This window comes from Pseudomonadota bacterium (assembly GCA_016719885.1).
Taxonomy (GTDB): domain Bacteria; phylum Pseudomonadota; class Gammaproteobacteria.
This window is the reverse complement of the sequence record JADJYF010000001.1, coordinates 234,512-258,893: the sequence shown is the minus strand read 5'-3', so window position 1 is coordinate 258,893 and position 24,382 is coordinate 234,512. Positions and strand designations below refer to the sequence as shown.

Here is a 24,382-nt window from a genome sequence, read left to right as displayed (position 1 = left end):
TTGCAATGTCGTTGTATGGCGGTGAATTACCGGCGAACACGATGCTAAGATGAAGCAATACCGAGGTCGCGAGGACGGGCGCTTCATCACCAAGGCCGAGGCGGCAACAGGGGCAGCGGATGGGATTGCTGGACGAACTCAAGAAGCGCGCGGCGGAAAAAGAAGCCCAGCGCAGTTCGAATGTCGACGATGACGCGCGCGCCGACGCCCTTCGCGCGGTAGCCTTGCCGGCGCTGTTCCGCATCCACGCCAACCTTTCGGAATTGGTCAAGCAGCTGAACATCCTCGGCGACGAAACGCCGGTGACGCTCAAGATCCCCGGCATCGGCGACGTGGCCGGATTCCAGCAGGGCAATTATTCAGTCAGCGCCGAAGGCACGCCCCCCAGCACCGTGACCCTGCGCTGCACGCTCAAGCTCGCCAAGGTGCGGCCCCTGGAAATGACCACCGCCGGCACCTCGCCCACCACCTGGGTCGATCGCCTGCGGCGCCAGGATCTGGCGCTCAAGGTGCTGCGCGTCACGGATACGCGCGGCGCCAATCAGAAAGCCCTGGTCACCATCGAGGGCCCGGTGCCGACCAGCCTGCAGTTCAGCATCGATGTCGAACATGCGGCCGTGCAACTCGTGACGCGCAATTACGATGAACTGGTGGAGCGTCGCCAGTTTTTCAATCCGGCCGATGTCACCGAGCCGTGGTGCGAAGAGCTGTTGAAGTTCGTGACCCGCGCGCCGAATTCCTTCCTGCGCCACGAGGTGTCGACCGATGTGCGCGATCAGCTACGACGTCGCCTGGAATGGGAAAAGCACAAGAAGGACAGCATCGAGGAAACCACCGAAACGCGGCTCGCCACCAGCGGGCGCCTGAAGAACCTGTTCAAGCGTCCGCCGCAGCTCAAGCTCGCGTGGCGCGGCTTGAACTGGGACCTGGCCACCCACGTCGGCCCATTCACCCTGGGCCGCGTCAGCGACTGCGATCTGCGCATGCGCCGCGAGCGCGTGTCGCGCTTTCACGCCCGCATCGAGTTCAAGGACGGTGAATACCACCTCGTCGACGACAGTTCCAACGGCACCTACCTGCACTTCCTCGACGGACGCCGCGCCAGGCTGCACAAGGCCTCGATGCTGCTGCACGGCGCCGGCACCATTGCCCTCGGCGATGAAGCGGCCGAAGACGACCCCGACCTCATACACTTCGCGATGTAAGGCGCGCCGCCGCCTGTCAGATTACGCCCGCCTTGCGCAGGCGCTCGAGATCGTCGGCGCCGAGGCCGAGCTCGCCATAAATTCGCGCGTTGTCCTGTCCGAGCGTGGGCGCCGCTTCGCGGATGGCGGTCGGCGTGCGTGAGAACTTGGCCGCCGGGCCGGTCAAGGGCACCTCGCTGCCGTCGGACAAACGCGTGGTCTGCAACATGTCCCGCGCCGCCACCTGCGGATGGCGCGCCGCCTCGGCATAGGTGTTGACGCGCGTGGCGGTGACGCCGACGGCGGCCAGCTTGTCCACCACGTCATCGGCCGGAAAGCGGCGGCACCAGTCGGCCATCAAGGCATCGAGCTCGTCACGGCGCGCGATGCGATCGGCGTTGCGCAGCGTGGCCAGGTCGGGACGCTCCAGCAGCGCGCACAGGCTGCGCCAATGGCTGTCGAGCAACACGCCGCCATAGATGCTGCCATCGCGGCACGCATAGACGTTCACCGGCGCCGCCAATGAGAACTGGTTGCCGTAGCGCTCGAGCGGGATGCCCAGCGCGCCCGAGGTCAGGTTGCCGTTGCTCTGGAAGATGAGACCGTCGAGCAGCGCCACGTCGACGTGCTGGCCCTCGCCGGTACGCTGGCGATGCTGGAGCGCGGCCAGCGCGCCGAGCGCGCCGTGCATGCCGGCCAGGTCATCACCGAGGAAGGTCGGGGCCTTGGTCGGGCCGCCCTGCGGGTCGCCGTTGAGCGAGGTCCAGCCGCTGAAATTCTGCGCGATGGGGTCGTAGGCCGGCCGCTCGGAAAATGGCCCGAACTGGCCAAAGCCGCTCACCGACACGTAGATGATGTCGTGCTTGACCGCCGCCACGTCGGCGTAACCGACGCCCCAGCCGGCCAGCGTGCCGGGCTTGAAGTTCTCCACGACGATGTCGGCGCGGGCGCACAGCTTGAGGAAGATGTCGCGGCCCTCGGCCAGGCGCAGGTCCAGCGACACGTTCTGCTTGTTGCGATTGACGGTCTCATGGGCGACCGTCAGCTTCGAATCCGGCAGGTAGGGCGGCAGCATGCGTGCCACCTCGCCCTGCGGGTGCTCAACCTTGATCACCGTCGCGCCGAAATCCGCCAGTAGGCAGGCCGCCATCGGCCCCGCCCAGGTGGTGGTGGCCTCGACCACCGTGATGCCGTGCAAGGGACCGCGTACATCGTCGCGGGCATGGGCGTAAAAAGCGGATCTGTCCATCGTGCTCCCCTGGCTGGCGCTGTCGGTTTTCGGCTGGTGCCGGCCGATTGTACTGGTCCCGCGCCGCTTTGCGCGCCTCAAGCCGCCCGCACCGCTTGCCGCTAAGACCTTCCGGATTGTTCCGTTCAACCGGTCGAAATCGCGCTCATGTCACTGATCATCGGCATCGTCCTCGTCCTCGGCTGCGTGGCCGGCGGCTTCGTTCTGTCCCACGGCGAACTCGCGGCGTTGTGGCAGCCCTACGAATTGCTGGTCATCGGCGGCGCCGCGCTTGGCGCCTTCGTGATCTCCAATCCCGGCAAGGTCGTCAAGCAAACCTTTGGCTCGATCCCGAAGCTGTTGAAGGGTTCGAAGTACAAGAAAGAGTTCTACATGGACACCCTCGCCCTGCTCTACGACCTGCTGGTCAAGGCCCGCAAGCAAGGCATGATGGCGCTGGAAGGTGATGTCGACAAACCCGAGTCCTCGGAAATCTTCGGCAAGTACCCGACCCTGCTCGCCGATCATCACCTCGTCGAATTCATCACCGACTACCTGCGCCTGCTGGCGGCCGGCAGCATCACCAGCCCCTACGAGCTCGACGCGCTCATCGACGTCGAACTCGAGACCCATCACCAGGAAGGTCACAAGCCGTCGGCGGCGCTGACGCGGGTCTCCGACGGTCTGCCGGGCTTCGGTATCGTCGCGGCGGTGCTCGGTATCGTCATCACCATGGGCGCCATCGGCGGCCCGCCCGCCGAGCTTGGCCATCACGTCGCGGCGGCACTGGTCGGCACCTTCCTCGGCATTCTGCTCGCCTATGGTTTCGTCGGCCCGATGGCGACCGCGCTCGAACACCAGGCGGCGGACGAAGCGGCGCTGTTCCTCGCCATCAAGAACACCCTGGTCGCCTCGGCCCAGGGCTACGCACCGCAGATCGCCGTCGAGTTCGGACGCAAGGCCATCGGCGGTGTCGACCGGCCGTCCTTCATGGAGCTCGAAAACCGCGTGAAGGGCAAGTAAGGGCGGAGCGCAGGACATGGCAGCGAACCAGGGCGCCGCCCCGATCATCATCAAGAAGATCAAGAAGGGTGGCCACGGTCACCATGGCGGCGCGTGGAAAGTCGCGTTCGCCGACTTCGTGACCGCCATGATGGCGTTCTTCATGCTGATGTGGCTGATGTCTTCCACCACCGTCGAGCAGCGCGCCGCGATCTCGTCCTATTTCAACGACCCATTGGCGACTACCGGCTTTTCCGGCAACGGCGCCGGCAATCCGGCCCTGAACGGCGGCGACGGCATCCTGTCCGGTCGCGGCGAGAATCCCTTCACCTCGCAGTCGTCCAACAAGGACAACACCACCAACAACGGGCCCGCGGAAGTCGAGGATGCCGACAAGCTCGACCGCGCGCGCATGATCAAGATGATGGACGAGCTGAAAGCGGTGGTCGATGCCGGCAAGGGTCTCAAGGACTACGCCGACCAGGTGCTGTTCGACATCACGCCGGAAGGACTGCGCATCCAGATCGTCGACAAGGAAAACCGCGCGATGTTCGACCAGGGCAGCGCGCACCTCAAAAGCTATACCGCCGACATCCTGCACGAGATCGTGAAAGTCATCAGCGAAGCGCCGAACCGCGTTTCCATCTCGGGGCACACCGATGCCACGCCCTATGCCTACGACGGCGACTACGGCAACTGGGAACTGTCCGCCGATCGCGCCAATGCCGCGCGCCGCGAACTGCTGAACGGCGGCCTGCCGGAAGAGAAAGTGGGGCGCGTGGTGGGCTTGGGTTCGTCCGACCTGCTGGACCCCAGTCAGCCCCAGGCGCCGATCAATCGCCGCATCAGCATCGTGGTGTTGCGTGGCGATTTCGGCAAGTCGGTGAACATGGATGGCGCCGAGGGCGCACCCACGAACACCGGCGACGCGTCCGCCGCGGCTGGCGATGCCGCCGCGCCGGCCGTTGAAGCGCCGCGGGAAGCGACCGACGCCGTGGCGACGCCGGCCGCCGACACGACACGGCAGCGACCGCATCGACCGAGGCCGCAGCGCCACAGCCCGAGGCCGCCGAGCCGGCCAGGAAATCAACCGGCGTCGCGCCCTCAGCCGGCGCCGCCGCCGCTGATGCCGTGGCGGCTGCCGCCGCACTGGCAGCGCCCGCCGCCAAGTCGCCGGCCAAGCTCAAGGCCAATACCGCGACCAAGGCCAAGCCCTGACGCCGCGCGGGGCGCGACGCGACGCTCAGCCCTACAGCACCACCTGCGCGCCGATCTCGACCACCTGGTTGGGCGGCAGGCCGAAGTAATCGGCGGCGCTGGTTTCATCCCGCAGCATCGCCGCGAACAGGTGGCGCCGCACGCGTTGCACGAGCGGCGCATCGGCATTCACCCGCACCGTCTCGTGGCCGAGAAAATACGTGGTGTTCATGGCATCCAGCGTCAGGCTGTCGCCCAGCACCCGCGGCAGGTCCTGCGGCAGGTCCGGCTGCTCCATGAAACCGTAAGCCATTTTCACGCGCGAGATGCCGTGCTCCAGCGCCAGGCGCGTGCCGCGCTGGTCGGGCGCCACCATCGGCGTGCGCTGGGTCTCGACCGTCACCAGCAACACGTGCTCGTGCAGCACCTTGTTGTGCTTGAGGTTGTGCAACAGCGCGCGCGGAATACCGCGTGTCGCGGCGGATAGATAGATGGCCACGCCCGGCACCCGCACCGGCGGTTCGATGCCGATGCTGGTCATGAAGAGATCTTCAGGCATGCGCTCGGCGTTGCGCCGTACCGACAGTTCGTTGCGCCCCGTGCGCCAGGCGGCGATGAGCAGGCACAGCACCAGCGCGAACAGCAAGGGCAGCCAGCCGCCGGCCGGCACCTTGACGAGGTTGGCGCTGAAGAACGTCACGTCGATGCACAGGAACGGCAGGCCGCACAGCAGCACCACGCGTTTGCTGAAGCCGGTGGTGACGTGCGCGTAGGCCAGCAACAGCACGGTGGTCGCGAGCATGGTGGTGGCGACCGCCACACCGTAGGCGGCGGCGAGGTTGCTCGAGTTGCGAAAGCCCAGCACCAGGCCGGCAGTGCCGAGCAGGAACAGCCAGTTCACCACCGGCACATAGATCTGGCCGGCACTGTCGGCGGAAGTCGACCGGATCGCGAGGCGCGGACTGTAGCCGAGCTGGATGATGGCACGCGCGATGGTGAAGGCACCCGAGATCACTGCCTGAGAAGCGATGACGGTCGCGCAGGCCGCCAGCACCACCACCACCGGCACCGCGACCGCCGGCATCAGCGCGAAGAACAGCTGGTGGAGATGCTGCTGGTCGCGCAGCAGCAAGGCGCCCTGGCCGTAGTAATTCAGCAACAGCGCGGGCAGCACCACGCCGAACCAGGCATGGCGAATGGGCTGCGGTCCGAAATGCCCCATGTCGGCGTACAGCGCTTCGCCGCCGGTCACCACCAGGAACACCGCGCCCATCACGAAAAATCCCAGCAGGCCGTTGTCGAGAAAGAAACGCAGCGCGTGGACCGGATTGATGGCCGCCAGCACGCCGGGATTGCCGGCCACCGACACCGCGCCGCTGACCGCCAAGGTCGCGAACCACACCAGCATCACCGGCCCGAACACGCGTCCGATGCGCGCCGTACCGTGGTGTTGAATCATGTAAAGCGAAGTGATGACGAGCAGCGCCAGCGGCACCACCAGCGGCCGCAGGCGCGCGTTGGCGAAGGCCAGCCCCTCCAGCGCGCTCAACACCGAAATGGCCGGCGTGATCATGCTGTCGGCGAACATCAAGGTCGCGCCGAGTACACCGAGCGCGATGGCGAGCTTGGGATAGGCGCCGCCCTGCCCGAGCTTGCGTCCGATGAGGGCGGTCAAGGCCAGGATGCCGCCTTCGCCGCGATTGTCGGCGCGCATCAGCACCGCCATGTACTCGATGGAAATGACCAGGATCAGCGCCCAGGTGATGAGCGACAGCACGCCGAGCACATTGGCTTCGGTCACCGCCAGCGGATGGTGGCTGTTGAGAAAGCATTCGCGCAGCGCGTACAGGGGGCTCGTGCCAATGTCGCCGAACACCACGCCGAGCGCCGCCAGCAGCCGCACCGAGGTGACGCGCTGGGCGCCGTCGGCCGTCACGGCCGCGCCGCGCTCAGGGCTGGAAAGGGAACACCCACGGCGTCAACAGCACGGTGGTGGCGGCCACCACCAGGTTGAGGGGAATGCCAAAGCGCAGGAAATCCGCGAAGCGATAACCGCCCGGACCGAACACCATCATGTGAGTCTGGTAGCCGAGCGGCGTGGCGAAGCCGCAGGACGCGGCGATGGTCATGGCCACCACGAACGGCATGTGCGACACGTGCAAGGCCTCGGCCGACGCCACGGCAATCGGGAACATCAAGACCGCGGCGGTATTGTTGCTGAGCAGTTCGGTGGCAAGCATGGTAGCAATATAGACCGTCGCGAGCGCCAGCCACGGCGACGCGGCGCTGAAGCCCGCGACCAGCTCGGCCGCCGCCGCCGCGAGACCGGTGTTGTGCAAGGCGGTGCCGATGCCGATGGTCGCGGCAATCACGATCAGCACCGGCCAGTCGATGGTGCGCCGCGCCGACTCGGCCTTGCAGCACCCCGAGATCAGCATCGCGAACGAGGCCAGGAGACCCGCATGCAACATGCTGTAGCCGCGCGCAATGAACCACGGATGCTGTTCGAACACGGTGGCCGCCGCCACCATCGCCACCAGGATGGCGAGCGCCAGCGGTGCCTTTTCCCGTGACAGGGGCGTGGAATCCTCGATGCCGCTGACCAGGTAAAAATCGCGCGCGTTACGCTGTTGCTGGAGAAACGCCGGACGCGCCTCGAGCAGCAGCGTGTCGCCGGTTTCCAGCACCACGTCGCCGAGTTTCTGGTAGAGGCGTTCACCGCCACGCGCCACGCCGATCACGACCGCGTTGTACTGGGTGCGGAAGCGCCCCTCGCGAATGCTCTTGCCGAGCAGCGGCGACTGGTGCGACACCACGGCCTCGATCAGCATGCGATCGGTGCGCGAACCGTCGAGCTTGAACAACTGGTCGGTGGCCGGCGCCAGGCCGCGCATCTTCGTAAGGTCCAGCACCGAGTCGACCACCCCCACGAACACCAGGCGATCATTGCCGAGCAGGCGAAAATTCGAACCGACCGCCGCCATCACCTGGCCGTCGCGATCGACTTCGGCGAGGTAGGTGCCGGGCAGGTGGCGCAGCCCCGCTTCCTCGATGCTGCGCCCGGCGATCGGGCCGTCGGCCATGACCAGCATCTCGACCGTGTAGGCACGCGGGTCGCTGGCGTCGCGCAGCGGCGAGCCGCGCAGCGGCAGCAGCCAGCGCGTGGTCAGCACGATGTAGGCGAGACCCGTCACCGCGCAGGCCAGGCCTATCGGCGTGAGGGTGAAGAATGACAGGCCGCTGTCTACCTCGCCCTTGGCGACCGCGTCGCGCATGAGGCCCGCCACGATGACGTTGGTGCTGGTGCCGATGAGGGTGCACAGGCCGCCGAGGATCGCCGCGTAGCTCAAGGGCAGCAGCAGTTGCGACAGCGGAATGCGCAGGCGTCTGCCCCAGTCGGACACCGCCGGTAACATCGCCGCCACCAACGGCGTATTGTTCATGAAGGCCGAAATCGCCGCGACCGGCAGCATCATGCGCAGTTGCGCGGCGGCCACGGTGCGCGGCTTGCCGAACCATTCCTGGGCCAGCGCCGACATCGCGCCGGTATCGCGCAGGCCCGCCACCACCACGTACAGGATGCCGACCGTCATCACGCCTTCATTGGCAAAACCGGCCAGCGCTTCGCGCGGCGTCAACACGCCGCCGACGAGCAGGGTCGTGAGCCCTGCCAGCATCACCAGGTCGGTGGCGAGCTGGGTCAGGGCCAGGCTGCCGAAGATCGCAACGACGACCGCCAAGGTCAGCCAGGCTTCGGCACTCATGGTGTCACGCGCGGCAAGGAGTGGGACATCGGGCACGCCTCCGGTGGCGGCGGTGGGCGGGGTTGGACGAGGCGCGGAGCCTACACCGAAGGCCCATGGCGGGCAATTCGACGCGCAAGCCTTGCCGGCGCTCGGGAATTCACTAAGATGCCTGCCGTGCGCCCCACGCAGGTGCGCGCAACCCATGCGTCATCGCAAACGCACAAGCTCATCAAGCCGCGATACGCGCAGCGTATCGCCCTGTCGTGGAATCGACGCATGCCGGTCTGGTTTGAAATCATCGTGATGCTGCTGCTGATCCTGGCGGCGGCGGAAATCTTCACCAACGCGCTCGAGCACCTCGGCGAACAACTCGGCATTTCCGAAGGCGTGACGGGCTCGATCTTCGCGGCGGTCGGCACCGCCATGCCGGAAAGCATCGTGCCGCTGGTCGCGGTGCTGGCCGGCGGCGAGGACAAGTCGGTCAACATGGAGGTCGGCGTCGGTGCGATTCTCGGCGCGCCGCTCATGCTGTCGACCCTGAGCCTGGCGTTGATGGCCTTGTCGGTGCTGTCCAGGCGCGGCTGGTCGGGCGCGCTGCGGCCGGAGCGCGTCGGCCTGAAACGCGACGTATGGTTCTTCCTGCTGGCCTTCGCCATCGCCAGCGCCAGCCTCTACCTGCCGGCCGATGCCGCGCTATGGCGCGTCGGCGCCGCGGTACTGCTGGTCGGCATCTATTTCATCTACGTCCTGCTGACCCTGCGCGCCTCCGCGCAACTGGTCGAGGACGGTCACGGCACGGTGGCCCATTCGCAGTTATTCCTGGCGCGCCTCGGCCTGCCGGACCACATCGCACTGGCGGCCGTGCAGGCCGTGCTCGGCCTCGCGCTGCTGGTGTTCGGGGCCAAGGGTTTCGTGCACGGCATCCAGCACGCATCGACCCTGCTCGGCGTGTCGCCACTGATGCTGTCGCTGCTGCTGGTGCCGGTCGCCACCGAGCTGCCGGAGAAGGTCAACAGCATCCTGTGGATCCGGCGCGGCAAGGACACCCTCGCGTTCGGCAACATCACCGGCGCGATGGTCTTTCAAGGCAGCCTGCTGCCGGCCCTGGGCCTCACCATCACACCGTGGCGTCCCAATGCCGAGATCATGGGCGGCGTCCTCACCACGCTGGTGGCCGGACTGTGGCTGGCGGTGCACGCGCATCGCGGCACCATTCGCGTGTGGCACGTGGCGGTCAGCGCGCTGCTCTACGTTGGCTATCTCGCGCTGATGCTGCATTGACGGCGGGCGCGGCCCGCGCCCCTTGCGCCTTTTGATTTAGCCGATAGGCTGACGGTTAATCCCACAACCCGTGCGGCCATGCCGCGCCCCAACACCGGAAGGCAGCAGTGATGATCTTCGGCCGCGTGAAATCCCTCGACGCCATCCTCGCGACGGCGGAAAGGAAAGCCCTGCATCGCTCACTCGGCGCCTTTCAATTGACCATGCTCGGTATCGGCGCGGTGATCGGCACGGGCATCTTCGTGTTGACCGCCGAGGCCGCGCAGAAGGCCGGCCCCGGCATGATGGCGAGCTTCGTCATCGCCGGCGTGGTGTGCGCGGTGGCGGCCCTGTGCTACGCCGAGATGGCGGCCATGGTGCCGGTGTCGGGCTCAGCCTACACCTACAGCTACGCGGTAATGGGCGAGCTCATCGCCTGGATGGTGGGCTGGGCGCTGATCCTCGAATACGCGGTGGCGGCCGGCGCGGTGTCGGTGGGCTGGTCAGGCTATGTGGTCGGCCTCGTGCAGAATGCCTTGCATATCGACATTCCACAGGCGCTGGTGCGCGGTCCCTACGATGGCGGCCTGATCAACCTGCCGGCCATGGGCATCGCCGGCCTCGTCACCTGGCTGCTGGTCATAGGCACGCGCGAAAGCGCGGCGGTCAACGCGGTGCTGGTGGGCGTCAAGGTCACCGCGCTCGCGGTGTTCATCGCGCTCGCCATCCCAGTCGTGCACATGGATCATTTCACGCCGTTCGCGCCGCTCGGCTTCGGCGGCATCTCGGCGGCGGCGGCCTCGATCTTCTTCGCCTACGTCGGCTTCGACGCGGTATCGACCGCGGCCGAGGAAACCGAGCACCCTCAGCGCAACATGCCCATCGGGCTCATCGGCTCGCTGGCCATCTGCACGGTGTTCTACCTGCTGGTGGCGGTGGGCGTGATCGGCAGCGTCGGCGCGCAGCCGGTGGCCGGCCCCGAGGGCGAAGTGCTGTCACCGGGCAGCATCGCCCTCGCGCACCAGTGCGCGGCGCTCGGCGACAACGCGGTGGTGTGTTCCAAGGAAGCGCTGGCCTGGACCTTGCGCAGCATCGGCTGGCCGCAGGTCGGCAATCTCATCGGCCTCGCCGCCGGCCTTGCCCTGCCCTCGGTGATCCTCATGATGATGTTCGGCCAGACCCGCATTTTCTTCGTCATGAGCCGCGACGGCCTGTTGCCGCAGATGTTCTCGGCCGTGCACCCGCGCTACCACACGCCGCACGTCATCACGGTGCTGACCGGCGTGTTCGTCGCGCTGTTCGCCGGCTTCTTTCCGGTCGGCAAGCTGGCCGACGTGTCCAACAGCGGCACCTTGTTCGCGTTCGCCGCCGTGTCGATCGCGGTGCTGGTCCTGCGCCGCACCGACCCGCATCGTCATCGCCCGTTCCGCACACCCGCCATCAAGGTAACCGCGCCGCTCGCCATCGTCGGCTGCGTGTACCTGTTCTTCTCTCTCGGTTACGACACCCAGATGATGTTCGTGGCGTGGGGCGTGGTGGGATTGTTCGTGTATTTCTTCTACAGCCGCAGCCACAGCTTCGCCGGCCGCGGCATCATCGACGTGCACGAGGATGATGCCGAAACGCCGCCGCAGCCGGTGCCGCCGCTGCCCGGCGTGCACACGCCGGGCGGCAAGGATGCGTAGACGCGCCACCGCGCGGCCCGCCGTAGGTCCGACTGAAGCCGGCGCACATGAAGGCCGAAGTCCGGCGTTTCCAGGTCTGACCCAAGTGTGCTTTTGCGACTGAAGTCGCACCTACAGCGTGCCGTTCAGCGGCGTCACCGGCTTGAACTTGATGCGATGCGGCTTATCGGCGTCGTCACCCAGACGGCGGCGACGATCGGCTTCGTAGTCGGCGTAATTGCCCGGGAACCACTCCACGTGTGAATCGCCTTCGAAGGCCATGATGTGGGTGGCGATGCGGTCGAGGAACCAGCGATCGTGGGAGATCACCACCGCGCAGCCGGGGAAGCTCAGCAGGGCCTCTTCCAGCGCGCGCAGGGTCTCGATGTCGAGATCGTTGGTCGGTTCGTCGAGCAGCAGCACGTTGCCGCCGGACAACAAGGTCTTGGCCAGGTGCACGCGATTGCGCTCACCGCCGGACAATTGCCCGATGTGTTTCTGCTGGTCGCCGCCCTTGAAGTTGAAGCGTCCGCAGTAGGAGCGTGACTGCACTTCGTAGTCCTCGATACGCAGGATGTCCTGGCCGCCCGAGATCTCCTGCCACACGGTGTTCTTGTCGTTGAGCGTGTCGCGGCTCTGGTCGACGTAGGCGAACTTGACCGTGTCGCCGATGCGGATGCTGCCGGCGTCGGGTGCTCCTGGCCCGTCATCATCTTGAACAAGGTCGACTTGCCGGCGCCGTTGGCGCCGATCACGCCGACGATGCCGCCCGGCGGCAGGTTGAACGACAGGCCTTCGAACAGCAGCCGATCGCCGAAGGACTTCTTGAGATCCGTCGCTTCGATGACCACGTCACCGAGACGCGGGCCCGGCGGGATGTAGATCTCGTTGGTTTCGTTGCGGGCCTGGAATTCCTTGGACTGTAGTTCCTCGAAACGCGCGAGGCGCGCGCGACTCTTGGCCTGGCGGCCCTTGGCGTTGCTGCGCACCCATTCCAGTTCCGCGGCGATGGTCTTCTTGTGCGCGGCCTGTTCGCGTTCTTCCTGCTTGAGGCGCGCCTCCTTCTGCTCCAGCCACGAGGAGTAATTGCCTTCCCAGGGAATGCCGTGGCCGCGATCGAGTTCCAGGATCCAGCCCGCGACGTTGTCGAGGAAGTAGCGATCGTGGGTCACCGCCACCACCGTGCCGGCGTAGCTTTCGAGGTAACGTTCCAGCCACGCCACCGACTCGGCGTCGAGATGGTTGGTGGGCTCGTCGAGCAACAGCATCTCGGGCTCGGACAACAGCAGGCGGCACAGCGCCACGCGCCGCCGCTCACCGCCCGACAGCTTGGTGACGTCGGCGTCCCATGGCGGCAGGCGCAGCGCGTCGCCGGCGATTTCGAGCTTGCGCTCGACTTCCCAGCCACCGACGGCGTCAATCTTGTTCTGCAGTTCGCCCTGCTCTTCCAACAGCGCGTTCATTTCGTCGTCGCTCATGGGCTCGGCGAACTTCATGCTCACTTCGTTGAAGCGCTCGAGCAGCTTGATGGTGTCGCCCAAGCCCTCCTCGACGTTGCCGCGCACGGTCTTGGCCGCATCGAGATTGGGTTCCTGCGGCAGGTAGCCGATCTTCAAGCCCTTGAGCGGCGTCGCTTCGCCTTCAATGTCCTTGTCGACGCCGGCCATGATGCGCAACAGGGTCGATTTGCCCGAACCATTGAGACCGAGCACGCCGATCTTGGCGCCGGGGAAGAAGGACAGGGAGATGTCGCGCAGGATGTGGCGCTTGGGCGGCACGACCTTGCCGACCCGGTGCATCTGGAATACGTACTGTGCCATGGGCGTGTGCTGTTCCTGTGAGAGTTCGAAGGGGCATTGAATGTGCGAATGAATTCGCACCTACACGATGGGCGCCCCAGCCGCCTTCTACTGTAGGTGCGAATTCATTCGCACATTGGAACGGCGGGCACCGAGAGCTTGGCGCGCGCGGCGCCAATGATAATGGGTTTCACGGCCGTGTCACCCCGGAGGCAGGGCCGGTGGCGTGTCGAGCGGGGCCGACACGCCCGACCTGTCACGCTCATTGACTGGCGGTGACCGCCTTGCGTGCCATGGCGCGCACGTAGTGCATGAGGCTGTCGATTTCCTTGTCGCCGAAATCGGCGAACTTCGGCATGCCCTGCGGCACGCGCACGCCGTCCACCACCACCTGCTTGAAGGCCTCGCGCGAGGCCGCGATCGGCGACTCGCGCAGATCCGGCGCATAGCCGCCGGACACCGCGCCGCCGCCGTGACACAGGAAGCAGGAGTGCGAATAGAGTTCCTTGCCCGCCTCCGCGAGCGCCGCGTCCACTTTGAAGTCCGGCACGTCCATGGGCTTGGCATTGACCGGCGGCGGCGAGCTCGGCATCGCCAGCTTGCCGTCGAGCGCGAAGGTCAGCAGCCGCCGCGGATGGACCTTGTACTTCCAGCCATGCTGGGCCGCCAGGGTGCCAGAGATGAGGCCGGCGCCGCCCCAACCGGCCAGCAGCGACACGTACTGCTTGCCGTCGATGGCATAGGTCACCGGCGGCGCCGACACGCCCACGCCGACATTCACCGACCACAGCTTTTCGCCGGTGGTGGCATTAAAGGCGTTGAAGCTGCCATCGGCGAAGCCTTCGAACACCAGGTTGCCCTTGGTGGTCATGGTGCCGGCGTTCCACTGCGGCGGCGAGGGCTGCTTCCACACCTGCTTCTGCTTGATCGGGTCCCAGGCCTGCAGGAAGGCGGTGCCGTAATCGCCCGGTGCGTCCTCGTCGCCGAACTTGACGCCGGTCGAGGCGGCAAAATGCGGCGACTGCCAGTTCTTGAGATCGATGCTCTTGTCGTTGAACACGCCCGGCATCTCGATGGTGGGAATGTAGACCAGGCCGGTGTTGGGGTTGTAGGACATCGCGTGCCAGCTGTGCGCGCCGAACGGGCTCGGCCATACCTTCTCTTCGCCGTCCTCGTAGCGCGCGCCCTTCACTTCCACCGGCCGGCCGGTCTTCAGATCGATGCGTTCGGCCCAGGTCACCTTGCCGATCTTCTCGGCCGACAGCAGCTCACCGTTGGCGCGATTGATGACGTAGAAGAAGCCGTTCTTCGGCGCGTGCATCAGCGCCTTGACGGTCTGTCCGCCGTATTTCAGATCGGCCAGCGTGATGTCCATGTTGGAGTTGTAATCCCAGGTTTCGCCGGGATTGGTCTGGTAATGCCACTTGTACTCGCCGGTGTCGGCATCGAGCGCAACGATCGAACACAGGAACAGGTTGTCGCCACCGCCGGGGCTGCGGATTTTCTGGTTCCACGGCGAGCCGTTACCGGTGCCGAGGTAGACGGTGTTGAAATCCGGGTCGTAAGTGATGCCGTTCCAGGTGTTGCCGCCGCCGCCATGCTTCCACCATTCGCCGGTCCAGGTCTTGGCCGCCATTTCCATGGCCTTGTTCTCGAAGCCGTCGGCGGGATTACCCGGCACGATCCAGAAACGCCAGGCCTGCTTGCCGGTTTCGACGTCGTAGGCGGTGACGTAACCGCGCGCCGCGCCGTGCTCGGTACCGCCGTTGCCGATGATGACCTTGTCCTTGAAGACCTTGGGCGCGCCGGTGATGTAGTAAGCGCGACGCGGATCGATGGTCATGGTCTCCCACAGCATCTTGCCGGTCTTGGCGTCGAGCGCCACCAGGCGGCCGTCGATGGTGGAGATGATGAGCTTGCCCTTGTAGAAGGCCGGGCCGCGATTGGAATCCCACATGATGCGCAGCCGATCGCCGGCATGCTCGATGGACTTCGGATCGTACTCCCACAACAGCTTGCCGGTCCTGGCATCGACCGCGCGCGCGACGCTGAACGAGCCGGTGAAATACAGTACGCCGTCGACCACCAGCGGCGTCGCAATCAATGAGCGGTCGTTGGGCAGATCCAGTGTCCACTCCACGCCGAGGCGCTTGACCGTGTCGCTGTTGACCTGATCGAGCGGGCTGTAGCGCTGTTCGGAAAAATTGCGCCCATAGGCGGGCCAGTTGCTGCCATCACCATCCACGCTCAGCAGCTTGTCATCCACCACGCTCTCGCCGGCCTGCGCATTCAGCGCGGCGGCCAGCACGACGGCGCTCCATACCCGGTGAGTCCAGGCCATTGCACATCTCCCCTTAAAGCTGTCTTGACGACTATTGTTCGATTTCGAGCGCGCGCCGGGCAGCGATTGCAGCGACGCAACGCGGCCCTAATATAGGGTGCCGCGACAAAGCGCAGCCATCACACTTTCGATAGGCACGACCCGACCACCGCCCATGAACATCCGCACCGAACTTTATGACCTCGCCACGCGCGCCGCCGCCGCGCTGCCCGTGCCGCCGGTCGCCAGCGCCCTCATCACCGATCCGCATCCGGCGCCGGACAAGGACGCCGAATTCGGCCTGCTGGCGCTGGCCGACGGCTGCGCCGGCCTCTACTACGCCTGGTTGGGAGACAGCCAGGCCGACATGCCGGCGCGCTTCCTGGTCGACAGCCTGGTGGGTCGGCCGGCGCTGGAACTCGCGCGCCACGTGCTCGGCGACGACGACGGCAGCCGCTCGGTCGGCATCGCCGCCATCAACGCCATCACCGAGTTCGTGTACCGGCGCGCCGCCTTCTCACCGTCGCTCGCCACCGACTCCTTCGGCGGCCTCGCGTTCGAAGCCGGCGACCGGCTCGGCATGATCGGCAACTTCCCGCCGCTGGCGCGGCGCGCGCGCGAACTCGGCATTCCGACCCGCATCGTCGAACGCAAGGCGCACATGGTGATGGTGGCGGACAACTTCGAGATCTCGCTCGACCCGCGCGTACTGGAAGGCTGCAACAAGATCATCTGCACCGGCGCGACCCTGCTCAACGACAGCTTCGACGGCATGCTCGAATATTGCGCCGGCGCCGACGAGGTGGCCCTGGTCGGCCCGACCGTCGGCTTTTTTCCCGACGCGGTATTCGCGCGCGGCATCGACATCGTGGCCGGCACGCGCGTGACCGACAGCGCCGCGGCACAGCGTTGCCTCGCGCGCAACGAGAAACTCAGCGACTGCGCGGTGCGCACGGTGCTGCGACGCCGCGAGTATCCGGGGCTGGACGCGCTGTTGAAACGCGCCATGCAAACGACATCCTGACCGCCTGCCGGCCAGGGCGCGACACGTCCGTGCCACCCCTCCGCGCTGCCGCCCGCGGGCGCCCCAGGGCGACCTTTGCCGAGCGCCGCCCGACGCCCCGCAGCGGCGGACGGCGGTGCTATCATTGCGCCGCCGTGCGCGGCCGCGTGGCGCTTTCGTCCATCAATCAGCTGATTACCGTCGACTACCCTTGATGCCCACCTTCGACCTTCGCGCACGCGCCCGCCGGCCATGAAGCGCCTGTTCCAGAATTTCTACGAGGGCCTGGTCATCGAGCGACCGCTGCTGGCCTTGCTGCTGTTGCTGACCCTGCTCGGCGCGGTTGCCACCGGCGTGCCGAAATTCCGTCTCGACGCCTCGGCCGATTCGCTGCTGCTGGAAAGCGACCCGGATCTGAAACAGTTCCGCGATCTCGCCAAGCGCTACAAAGCACGCGATTTCCTCTTCATGACCGTCACGCCCAAGGACGCGCTGCTGTCCAAGGCCAGCCTCGACCTCATTCGCTCACTGCGCAGCGAATTGAAAGCGCTGCCGACGGTCGAGTCGGTGACCACGGTGCTCGACGTGCCGCTGGTCAAGAACGTGGTGGGCGGCCTGTCGAAGGTGGTGTCCAATTACCGCACCGTCGACGCGCCCGATCTGAACGTCGACAAGGCCATGGACGAGCTGACCCACAGCCCGCTCTATCGCAACATGGTGGTCAGCGCCGACGGCAAGACCACCGCCATCCGCATCACGCTGAAGCCGCCGCCGGACAACTTCGCCGACCTGCAATACGAGCGCGGCGAGCTGCTGTATCGCCGTGCCCAGGGCCATGCCTCGGCTGAGGAACTGGCGCGCCTGGCCGACATCGAGCCGCGCTACCAGAAGCAGAAGGACGCGGTCGACGCCAGCAACCACGACACCGTCGAGCGCCTGCGCGAGATCATGCGCACCCACGGCGACGCTGCGGAACTGCACCTCGGCGGCGTGGCCATGATTGCCGATGACATGATCGGCTACGTGCGCAACGACATCGTGGTATTCGGCACGGCGTCGTTCCTGCTAGCCATCGGCATGCTCGGCTACATCTTCCGCGAATTACGCTGGGTGCTGATCCCGGTCTTTAATTGCACCTTCATCACCGTCGGCATCCTCGGCATGCTGGGCCTGGTGGGCTGGAAGCTGACGGTCATTTCATCCAACTTCCTGGCCCTGACCCTGATCCTCGCCATTTCCATCAACATCCACCTCATCGTGCGCTATCGCGAGCTGTATCGCGAACGGCCCGAACTCACGCATCGCAATCGCGTGCGCCAGGTGTGCCGCGACATGGCCAGCCCCTGCATGTACACCTCGCTGACTTCCATCATCGGCTTCGGCTCGCTGCTGTCGTCCGACATCCGTCCGATCGCCGATTTCGGCGCGATGATGAGCCTGTCGCTGGTGCTGGTGTATTTCGTGGTGTTCACCCTCATACCCGCACTCATGATCCTGTTGCCCAACCGCGAGCCGCGCGTGAATGACGACGGACAGTCGGGCTTCACGGTGTTGCTGGCGCGCGTCACCGACAAGCACGGCTTCGGTGTGATGACGGTGACGGTGCTGATCGTGGTGATGAGCGCCATCGGCGTCTCGAAACTCGAAGTCGAGAACAGCTTCATCAACTACTTCCGCAAGCACACCGAGATCTACCAGGGCTTGAAGCGCGTCGATGAAACCCTGGGCGGCACCACGCCGCTGGAAGTGGTGCTGAAATTTCCGTCGACCGAGGTCAAGACCGGCACCGGCAGCACTGACCTCGATGCCGAGATGTTCGGTGACGAGCCCGGACAGAAATCCGACACCTGGTTCACCGCCGACAAGATAGAGCGCATCAAGAAGGTGCACGACTACGTGGCCGGCATCCCGGGCGTGGGTACGGTCCAGTCGCTGGCCTCCATCGTGCGCGTCGCCGAGGATCTCAACAAGGGCCGCGAGTTCGACCCCTTCGAGCTCAATGTCATCTACAAGCGCCTGCCGGCCAACCTGCGCGACGAGCTCTTGACGCCCTACATCAACATCGATGCCGACGAAGCGCGCATCTCGCTGCGCATCCTCGATTCAACCCCCGACCTGCGGCGCCAGGCGCTGCTGCAGAAAATCAACCAAGGTCTGCAAACGGATCTCAAGCTCAAGCCCGAACAGTTCGAGGTCAGCGGCCTGTTGGTGCTCTACAACAACATGCTGCAGAGCCTGTACAGCTCGCAGATCGCCTCCATCGGCAGCGCCATGCTCGGCGTGTTCCTGACGCTGTGTTTCCTGTTCCGCAACATCCGCGCGGCCTTCATCGGCATCGTGCCGAACATGGTGGCGGCCGGCGCGGTGCTGGGCTTCATGGGCTGGGCCGGCATCCCGCTCGACATGATGACCATCATGGTCGCGGCGCTGACCATGGGCATCGCGGTCGAGGACTGCATTCATTACGTGTACCGCTATCGCCTCGAGTTCTATCATTTCGGCGATGGGCTCACGACCATGTACCACTGCCATGGCAATATCGCGCGCGCCGGTTTCTACACCACGCTGGTGGTGTGCGCGGGCTTCTCGATCCTGATGCTGTCGAACTTCACGCCCAGCATCCTGTTCGGTCTTCTGACCACCATCGCCAACGGTATCGCCATCCTGGCCGCGCTGACCTTGATGCCGAAGCTGTTGTTGATGTGGAAACCGTTCAAGATGTCGGACAAGGCCGCGGCCTGAGCGGAGATTGCGACTGTAGGTGCGAATTCATTCGCACATTCCGTGACGGCGCACTGGCTCGCCTTTGAATGTGCGAATGAATTCGCACCTACGGGTCACCGTATCCTCCTGCTCAGCTGCGCCGCTCGGCGCCCAGCATCACCGCCGCCATGGTGCAGGGCGTATCGGAGCGGTTGTGCCAGCGATGGCGCGTGCCGTTCTGCACCACGCAGTCACCCGCCTTCACCAGCACTTCCTTGCCATCATCCAGCTCCAGCCACACCTCCCCCGTCAGGATGACGACGTAATCCACGGTGTCGGTGGTGTGCATGCCGTGATTGTCTTTTTCATGGGCGTGGCCCATGCCCGGCACCTTGGCGTTGTACTCGGCGCGCAGGGTCTCAGGGTCGGCATTGCGCGCCTGGTCCTGCCGTCCCGGCCAGGTGGCAAAGATGAAGCGCGTGCCGGGTGTGGCCGGCAAATAGGTGTCGAGATGCAAAGACGGGTCGCCGCTGGCGGGTACGCCCGGCGTGCCCTTGGTCGACCACAAGGTGTTCAATTCCCAACCCGGCCGGCCATCGAGGGTGATGCGATTGGGCGCCTCGCCGTCGGCGATGAACACGGATTTACCTTGGGCGTCGTGGCCGGTGACGATGCGTCGCATGGGTGAGTTTCCTGTGCTGAATACCGGACGGCATTGTAGGTGCGAATTCATTCGCACTTCGCCCTGGCAATAGACGAAGCGCACAATCCGCCTTGCATCTGTGTGCGAATTCATTCGCACCTACAGGGTGACAGCCGCACCACGATGGTGTTAGTTTTACTCGGACTCAAATAGTCCGAGTAAATATATGGCCCTCTACAGCACCAGCGTCGAATATGGCCTGCACTGCCTGCTACCGCTGTGCGCGGCCGATGTGCACGCCAGCAGCCAGGAACTGGCCGAGTTCCAGGGCATCTCGCCGGCCTATGTCGCCAAGCTCTTCGCCACCCTCAAACGCGCCGGCCTGGTCGAGGCGCTGGAAGGCGCCGGCGGCGGCTACCGCCTGGCGCGCGCGCCGGCCGACATCTCCGTACTGAATGTCGTCGAGGCCCTGGAGGGCGACAAGCCCTTGTTCCAGTGCAACGAGATCCGCGGCAGCTGCGCGGTGTTCGGCGGCGAACCGCCGGCCTGGGCTCAGCGCGGCCTGTGCAGCATCCACGCCGTAATGGTCGAGGCCGAGCGCGAAATGCGCAAAGTGCTGGCCACCCACACCCTTGCCGACCTCGCCGCACGGGTCGATGCCAAGGCGCCCAAGGCGTTTCCCCGCGAAGTGAGCGCGTGGTTCGACGCGCGCCGCAGCGGCCGCGCCAGGAGCGCCGCCGCCACCCGCAGAATCAACCAAGGAGAGAAGTGATGCAGAAACTCGTCATCATCGGCGGCGGCTTCGCCGGCATGTGGGCCGCGCTGGTCGCGGCCCGCGAAGCGGACAGCGCCGGTACCCCGCTATCGATCACCCTGGTCGCGCCCGACGACCACCTGACGGTGCGACCGCGCCTGTACGAACCCTTCACGCCCGCGATGCGCGCGCCGCTGCGTCCGCTGTTCGGGCCGCTCGGCATCGAATTGTGCCTGGCCAAGGTCAGCAGCATCGACACCACCGCGTGCAAGGTCGACGCGCGCGACGCCAACGGCGGCGCCTACAGCCTGGCCTATGACCGCCTGGTGCTGGCGGCCGGCAGCGTGCAGCGCGCCCTGCCGGTGCCGGGCGCCACCGAACACGCGCTCGACATCGACACCTACGCTGGCGCCGAGGCCCTGTCGGCCCACATCGACCGCATACTTGCCCGGCCCGATAGCCCCGCCCGTCTCACCTTCGTGGTCATCGGCGGCGGCTTCTCCGGCATCGAAATCGCGGCGGAGCTGCGTCATCACCTGCGCCGCAAGGGTGACGAAGCGGCAGCCAAGGCAGCGCGCATCGTGCTCGTCGAACGCGAAAGCGCGATCGGCCCCGATCTCGGCGCCCAGCCGCGCCCGCACATCGAAGCCGCGCTCGCGGCCTGCAACGTCGACGTGCGCCTCGCCACCAGCGTCACCGCCATCGAGGCCGATGCCGTGACCTTGAGCAACGGTGAACGCATCGCCTGCGCCACCACCATTATCACCACCGGTCTTGGCGCCCATCCGCTCGCCGCCGGCATCGGCGCCGAGCATGACGCCCAGGGACGCGTGGTGGTCGACAGCGCACTGCGCGTACGCGGCACGCCCAAGGTGTTCGCGGCTGGCGACATCGCGCGTGCGCAGGTCGATGACAGCCACGTGGCGCTGATGTCCTGCCAACATGCGGTGCCGATGGGCAAGCACGCCGGCTACAACGCCGCCCGCGAACTGCTGGGACTGCCGGTGCGCGAGTACCGTCAACCGGATTACGTCACCTGCCTCGACCTCGGTGATTTCGGCGCGGTGTTCACCACCGGCTGGGAGCGCAGCGTCGCGCAGGTCGGGGCCGAGGTGAAGGGCTTGAAGCAGATGGTCAACACCCAGTGGATTTATCCACCTACCGGTGATCGCGCGGCCCTGCTGGTGGCGTCGGACATCGACGCGCCGTGGCCGCCAGAGGTCTGAGCTCGCGCCTCCCTGCCCTTCGCCTCGTCAAAATCGAGGCAAAAAAAACGGCGCCCCGCGGGGCGCCGTTTCATTTCAGGCGTTGAGACTTCGCTCAGTGCGTCGAAGTCTTGGCCAGCGCATCGGCCTGCCAGCCGCCCAGTTCGCGGTCGCGCAGGGTGTCGGCCTCGTCGATGTGTGAGTCCATCACGAACTTCGGCTTGAACACGCGGATCCACAGCGGGATCAGCGTGATGGCGCCGATCATGTTGCTGGTCAGCAGCAAGCACAGGAGCAAGGCCATTTCGCTGTTGAAACGCAAGGACGAGCCGGGAATCCAGTAGATGATACCGGCCAGCACCGTCATGGCGGTGAACAGGATCGCGGCGCCGGTGGTACGCATCGAGGTCACGATGGCGTCCAGCAACGAGCGATGGCGCATTTCTTCCTTCAAGCGGTCGAGCATGTAAATCGCGTAGTCGACACCGACGCCGATACCCACCGAGGTCACCGGCAAGGTGTTGACGTTGAGGCCGATGTCGCGAATGGTCATGAACGCCCGGTTGGTCATCACGCAGATGATCAACAGGATGAACACCATCACGCCAGCGAAGATCGACTGGTAGGCGATCATGATGGCGACCGTCACCAGCGTGATGATGGTGATGGTCATCTTCAGATCGGAGATCTCCGTTTCTTCGTTGGCCGCCGCCGTGGTGCCGATGATGCCGCCGGCAAAGGCCGGCTTCACGCCTTCCATGGGATGGGCGGCGATGAACTCCTTGGCCTTGGCGATGGCTTCCGACACGGTCTTGCCGGTCGCGTCCTTGTAGAACACCGTGAAGTTGGCGGTGCGGCCTTCAAGGTCCATGTACTCGAGAATCACGCCCGGCACCGCGGCACCGGCCTCGTACATGAACAAGGTGTTGCCGATGTCCTTCTGGGTGGCGGGGATCAGCGACCAGCGCGGATCGTCATAGTGGTACAGGCGATTGATCGAGCGCACCAGGTGCGGGATGTCGCGCGTGCCGCCGAAGTTGGAGGTGTTGGCCATGAAGCGGCCGAATTCCTCCATCACCGCCACCACCTTCGGGTCCTTCATCTTATGGGGCTCATCGCCCTCGAAGAAGATGTTGAGCTGGTTGGCGCCGGCGAAATGGTCGGCAATGGTCTTGGCCGCGACGTTGTATTCCTGATCCGGGAACAGGATCGGCGAGCCCGGCTGCTTTTCGCCGATGTCGACATGCCAGCCGTAGTAGAACGACCACGCCGTGAGGCCCACGGCGCCGGCAAAGATCACCGCCGAAGCCTTGGGACCGACCAGGAACACGCCCATGGCATGCATCATGCGCGACGGCAGATGCTTGTGCTCTTCCTGCACCGTGACCTTGGGCGTCGGCAGCACCGACATGATCAGCGGCACCAGCACCGCCACCGTGATGAGGTTGGAGGTACCCCAGAACGCGCAGTAGTAACCGAGCTTGGCGATCAGCGGCATGGACGAGAGGGCCAGCACCAGCAGCGCCATGGCGTCGGCCAGGATGCCGAGACCGGCGGGCAGGATCAGCTCGCCCATGGCGATGCGCACCGCGCTCTCCTTGTCGCGGCCGACGCGGATTTCATCGTAGAAGCGCTCCATCATCTGCACGCAGTGCGACGCGGTTCGCGCCGAGATGAGGATCGGCACGACGAGGATCAGCGGGTCGAGGTTGTAGTGCATGAAGCCGACGAAACCCAGACCCCAGATGGCCGACAGCGCTGTGCCCAGGGTCGGCACCACCACGCCCGTCACCGAACCGAAGTGGAAGGCCAGCAGCAACACCATGACGATGCCGGTGACGGCGAAGATGCGTACCAGCTCGTGGGAGTAGTAGTAGATCCAGCCCTTCAGCATCGGCTCGCCGGCGATGTAGAGCCGGGTCTTGCCGTCCGCTTCGACTTCCTTTTTCAAAGCCTGCAGCTTGGTGTGGATGTCGACGTAGTTCAGACGCTCTTCGTCGAAACCCGCCACCAGCAGCGCGGCGCGGCCATCGGTCGACAGGTAGGTGCCGTACACGATGTCGTTGTTGAACGATTCTTCACGCAGCTGTTTCAGGGCCTCGGCCTCGGTCGGGAGGTCCTTGGGCAGCACCGGCTCGGACTTGATGAGACCGCCGGCGGTGGTGCGGATACGGCGAATCTTGGGGTGGGCGATGGACGCCACCTGGTAGTGGTTCACGCCGCCGATCAGGTCGACCTGCTCGGTGATGTGGACGATCTTCTTGAGTGTGTCAAAAGTGAACACGTCGGCCGCCGGATCGGTGGTCTCCAGCGCCATCGTCACCACGTTCGCGCCGCCGAAGGTCTGCTTCATGCGGTTGTAATTGACGATGTATTCGTGCTTGGCGGGCAGGAGGTCGGCGAACCGCGAGAAGACCTCGATCTTGGGAATGTACATGGCCAGCACGATGGTGGGGATCATGATGATCGCGAAGGAGAACCACTTGCGGTCCATCATCCAGTTCGCGATTGCATGACCACGTGTGATGCGTGGCGGCGGTGGCGGCACGACCGAGCTCATAGACTCATCTCCTGCAGTTCTGCGACAAAAAACACCAGGAACGCAGCGTTCCTCGCGACCGTTCCCGCGTGGATGCTAACAGGGCCCGTGCATCCCGGGCACACCGGGACTCGA

At 65.5% G+C, this 24,382-nt stretch carries 14 protein-coding genes and 2 pseudogenes; 9 read left to right on the top strand and 7 right to left on the bottom strand.

Annotated elements, in window-relative coordinates; genetic code table 11:
* Window positions 1–119 precede the first annotated feature (119 nt).
* Window positions 120–1,205, top strand: coding sequence for an FHA domain-containing protein (locus IPM80_01170; GenBank protein MBK8957053.1), 1,086 nt, complete (start codon window positions 120–122; stop codon window positions 1,203–1,205).
* A 16-nt stretch (window positions 1,206–1,221) separates the two neighbouring features.
* Here IPM80_01170 and IPM80_01165 read toward each other — a convergent pair whose 3' ends face one another.
* A complete protein-coding gene (locus IPM80_01165; GenBank protein ID MBK8957052.1) occupies window positions 1,222–2,433 on the bottom strand; it encodes a CoA transferase in 1,212 nt (403 codons plus the stop codon).
* A 147-nt stretch (window positions 2,434–2,580) separates the two neighbouring features.
* On the opposite strand from IPM80_01165, the gene motA reads away from it, so the two are divergent.
* Window positions 2,581–3,435: a flagellar motor stator protein MotA gene (gene motA / locus IPM80_01160; GenBank protein MBK8957051.1), complete on the top strand. Its 855-nt coding sequence runs from the start codon at window positions 2,581–2,583 to the stop codon at window positions 3,433–3,435.
* Window positions 3,436–3,451: 16 nt separating this feature from the next.
* A pseudogene (gene motB, locus IPM80_01155) lies at window positions 3,452–4,632 on the top strand (flagellar motor protein MotB).
* Window positions 4,633–4,663: 31 nt separating this feature from the next.
* On the opposite strand, the gene IPM80_01150 reads toward motB, so the two are convergent.
* Both IPM80_01150 and IPM80_01145 read right to left on the bottom strand, forming a co-directional pair.
* Window positions 4,664–6,514, bottom strand: a complete 1,851-nt coding sequence (locus tag IPM80_01150) for a KUP/HAK/KT family potassium transporter (GenBank protein ID MBK8957050.1) — start codon at window positions 6,512–6,514, stop codon at window positions 4,664–4,666.
* Window positions 6,515–6,560: 46 nt separating this feature from the next.
* Window positions 6,561–8,375, bottom strand: a complete 1,815-nt coding sequence (locus IPM80_01145; protein MBK8957049.1) for an SLC13 family permease — start codon at window positions 8,373–8,375, stop codon at window positions 6,561–6,563.
* A 258-nt stretch (window positions 8,376–8,633) separates the two neighbouring features.
* On the opposite strand from IPM80_01145, the gene IPM80_01140 reads away from it, so the two are divergent.
* Both IPM80_01140 and IPM80_01135 read left to right on the top strand, forming a co-directional pair.
* Window positions 8,634–9,638: a sodium:calcium antiporter gene (locus IPM80_01140; GenBank protein ID MBK8957048.1), complete on the top strand. Its 1,005-nt coding sequence runs from the start codon at window positions 8,634–8,636 to the stop codon at window positions 9,636–9,638.
* A gap of 110 nt (window positions 9,639–9,748) precedes the next feature.
* Entirely contained in the window at window positions 9,749–11,302 is a 1,554-nt protein-coding gene (locus IPM80_01135) for an amino acid permease (GenBank protein ID MBK8957047.1), read from the top strand.
* Between the two features lie 111 nt (window positions 11,303–11,413).
* Here IPM80_01135 and ettA read toward each other — a convergent pair.
* Together ettA and IPM80_01125 are read right to left on the bottom strand one after the other, a co-directional pair.
* Window positions 11,414–13,101 (bottom strand): annotated as a pseudogene (gene ettA / locus IPM80_01130) (energy-dependent translational throttle protein EttA).
* A gap of 241 nt (window positions 13,102–13,342) precedes the next feature.
* Window positions 13,343–15,421: a PQQ-dependent dehydrogenase, methanol/ethanol family gene (locus tag IPM80_01125; GenBank protein ID MBK8957046.1), complete on the bottom strand. Its 2,079-nt coding sequence runs from the start codon at window positions 15,419–15,421 to the stop codon at window positions 13,343–13,345.
* Between the two features lie 154 nt (window positions 15,422–15,575).
* Between IPM80_01125 and IPM80_01120 the strand changes: the two genes are divergently transcribed.
* Complete coding sequence (locus tag IPM80_01120; protein MBK8957045.1) at window positions 15,576–16,424, top strand: hypothetical protein; 849 nt, start codon at window positions 15,576–15,578, stop codon at window positions 16,422–16,424.
* A 231-nt stretch (window positions 16,425–16,655) separates the two neighbouring features.
* Window positions 16,656–19,145, top strand: coding sequence for an MMPL family transporter (locus IPM80_01115; GenBank protein MBK8957044.1), 2,490 nt, complete (start codon window positions 16,656–16,658; stop codon window positions 19,143–19,145).
* A gap of 112 nt (window positions 19,146–19,257) precedes the next feature.
* On the opposite strand, the gene IPM80_01110 is transcribed toward IPM80_01115, so the two are convergent.
* Entirely contained in the window at window positions 19,258–19,788 is a 531-nt protein-coding gene (locus IPM80_01110; protein ID MBK8957043.1) for a cupin domain-containing protein, read from the bottom strand.
* Window positions 19,789–19,975: 187 nt separating this feature from the next.
* On the opposite strand from IPM80_01110, the gene IPM80_01105 reads away from it, so the two are divergent.
* Both IPM80_01105 and IPM80_01100 read left to right on the top strand, forming a co-directional pair.
* On the top strand, window positions 19,976–20,521 hold the full coding sequence (locus IPM80_01105) for an Rrf2 family transcriptional regulator (protein ID MBK8957042.1): 546 nt from the start codon (window positions 19,976–19,978) through the stop codon (window positions 20,519–20,521).
* Window positions 20,518–21,729, top strand: coding sequence for an FAD-dependent oxidoreductase (locus IPM80_01100; protein MBK8957041.1), 1,212 nt, complete (start codon window positions 20,518–20,520; stop codon window positions 21,727–21,729). The genes IPM80_01105 and IPM80_01100 overlap by 4 nt, the downstream gene beginning before the upstream one ends.
* Before the next feature lie 94 nt (window positions 21,730–21,823).
* On the opposite strand, the gene IPM80_01095 is transcribed toward IPM80_01100, so the two are convergent.
* Entirely contained in the window at window positions 21,824–24,268 is a 2,445-nt protein-coding gene (locus IPM80_01095) for an MMPL family transporter (GenBank protein ID MBK8957040.1), read from the bottom strand.
* Between the last annotated feature and the right edge of the window lie 114 nt (window positions 24,269–24,382).